The following is a 2,508-nucleotide window of genomic DNA, read 5'->3' as shown; positions in this document are numbered from 1 at the left end:
ATAATTTTTATAATGTCTGTAAGATTAAATCTTGACTTCTACATGTGTATTAAGTGGAGATTACGGCAAACCTCGTCCTGCTGTTGTTATTCAATCTAACTCGTTAAATAAAACTCTTGCCAGTATATTAGTTTGTCCTATAACAACCTATTTAATAAATACTGCAATTTATCGTCTGCTATTGACTCCTACAGAGTTAAATGGTCTTAAATCACAATCTTGTATTATGGTTGATAAAATTAATGCTATATCAATTGATAAAATCGATACAAAAATTGACAAACTATCCTTTGACGAAATAATAGAATTGAATAAGCCTTAAAATATTTCCAAGATTTGGATTAATCGCTAAAAAATATTTCTTTAAAATCTTTTTCTATCCTAAGCGTTTATAGTTTTGTATAACTCTATATATTCATGAAAAAAATCAATAACAATGCTAATGCCGCATTTTCCGGTGCCGACCTGGAAAAATAATATTAAATATGATCTTGAAAATATAGCAAGACTTTTAAAAGCCTTAGGTAACCCTCATTTAAGGCTTCCTCCCGTCATACATATAGCAGGTACAAACGGTAAAGGTTCAAGCAGCGCTATACTTAAAAGCATCTTTACGCTTGCCAGTTATAAGGTACATTGCTATACATCTCCTCATTTATTAGAATTTAATGAACGAATCGTAGTAGCAGGTGAGAAAATCTCGGATAATGAATTATGGCAGGTTTGTGAGGAGGTTCGAGTAGCAAGCGAGAAATTTAATATTGAACCTAGCTTTTTTGAAGGTACTACAGCTGCTGCGTTTCTAGCATTTGCAGAAACGAAAGCCGATATATTAATTTTAGAGACGGGACTAGGCGGTCGGTTAGACGCAACAAATATAATCAAGCAGCCTCTAATTACCTTAATTACACCTATTTCATATGATCATATGAATATGCTGGGTAATACACTCCCCTTAATAGCAGCTGAGAAAGCCGGTATTATGAAGCCTTGCGTACCTTGCATTATAAGTATGCAGACTTTAGAAGTTTATGAAACATTATTTGCAAAAGCCGAAGAGCTAGATGTACCCACATTTTGCTACGAATATGATTTCGGTATTAAAAAGACGGACAACGGATTTATTTATTCATCACGAAATTTTAGTTATGAGTTTCCGACTCCTTCGCTACTCGGTGATCATCAATTAATAAATGCTGCAAGCGTTATTGCTTTAATAAGTTTGATAAATAAACAATTTAATATTAGCAACGAAATTATCTCTAAAGGACTGCAAAATACTATTTGGCGGGCTAGAATCGAAAAAATAGAGCCGAAAAAATATTCTAAATTAATAGGTGATAATGTTCAAATTTGGGTAGACGCAGCTCATAATAATAGCGGAGCTCAAGTTTTGGCAAATTGGATTCGTGATAATTTACAATCACCGATATATTTAATACTGGGTATGACTAAAAATAGGAATATCGGGGAGTTTTGCTCCTGCTTTAAGGGTTTGACAATTAAAGGTTACGGTGTTAAAGTTTTATCCGAACCATTAAGCCATAGTGCAGAAACAATAAATTCGGAAGGCAAAAAGAGTGGAATTGATTTTAGCGAAAGTGACTCCCTCGAAGAAGCGATTAGTAATATAAAGAAGATAAACGGCGATAATAAAGCAAATATTATAATAACCGGATCGCTTCATTTAGCTTCCGATTTTTATAAGTTGCTGCGTTAAACGTCATTGCGAGGAAATTTACAATAGTAAATTGATGAAGCAATCTCGGGAGAATTCCTGAGATTGCCACGCTCCCTAACGTTCGCTCGCAATGACGATAAATACCAAAACAAACCTAGGAGAAAATAACATGACTTATTGCAACAAATCTAATCAAACCTCATATCCTTTTATCTTACCTGATTTGCCTTATGACAAAGAGAGCTTTAAACCACATTTTACTCCCGAGACTTTTGATTATCATCATGGTAAACATCATAATACTTATGTACAAAATCTAAACAATTTACTCAAAGATAAAGAAGAATTACAAAAAAAAGATTTAGAAGAAATAATAGAATGGTCATCTCAAAACTCAAATGCGGCTATTTTTAATAACGCAGCCCAAATATGGAATCATACCTTTTTTTGGCTTTCAATAAAGCCGCAGGGCGGAGGTAAGCCAAGCGGTAAAATATTAGAACAAATTAATAAAGATTTCGGTAGTTTTGAAGGATTTTGTGAACAGTTTAAGCAAGAGGCAGTAGGACATTTCGGTAGCGGCTGGGCATGGCTTGTATATCACGATAATAGGTTACAAATTATAAAAACCGCTAATGCCGGTACACCTATAGCAAACGGTATGAAGCCGCTTCTTGCATGTGATGTATGGGAACATGCTTATTATATTGATTATCGTAACAAACGACCTGATTATGTTGACATATTTATTAAGCATATGATTAACTGGAAGTTTGTAGAAGATAACTTAATAAAATAAAACGGTCGTGCCTCCGTATTGCAGTTTA

3 protein-coding genes are annotated in these 2,508 nt (G+C 33.9%); all 3 read left to right on the top strand.

Features of this window, described 5'->3' with window-relative positions:
* Nucleotides 1-31 precede the first annotated feature (31 nt).
* The 3 genes from KYQ89_RS04590 to KYQ89_RS04580 all read left to right on the top strand — a co-directional run bounded on the left by KYQ89_RS04590 (nt 32) and on the right by KYQ89_RS04580 (nt 2,480).
* Nucleotides 32-322 (top strand): type II toxin-antitoxin system PemK/MazF family toxin, encoded by a 291-nt coding sequence (locus tag KYQ89_RS04590; protein WP_218460610.1) that lies wholly within the window; start codon nt 32-34, stop codon nt 320-322.
* Nucleotides 323-436: 114 nt separating this feature from the next.
* The gene (locus KYQ89_RS04585) at nt 437-1,720 is read left to right on the top strand and encodes a folylpolyglutamate synthase/dihydrofolate synthase family protein (protein ID WP_218460609.1); all 1,284 of its coding nucleotides are present in this window, start codon (nt 437-439) and stop codon (nt 1,718-1,720) included.
* Nucleotides 1,721-1,850: 130 nt separating this feature from the next.
* Nucleotides 1,851-2,480, top strand: a complete 630-nt coding sequence (locus KYQ89_RS04580) for a superoxide dismutase (RefSeq protein ID WP_218460611.1) — start codon at nt 1,851-1,853, stop codon at nt 2,478-2,480.
* The last annotated feature ends 28 nt before the right edge of the window (nt 2,481-2,508 follow it).

The organism is Rickettsia sp. TH2014, from assembly GCF_019249195.1.
GTDB lineage: Bacteria > Pseudomonadota > Alphaproteobacteria > Rickettsiales > Rickettsiaceae > Rickettsia > Rickettsia felis.
The sequence above is the reverse complement of the archived record's forward strand: the minus strand, read 5'-3'. Positions and strand labels throughout refer to the sequence as shown.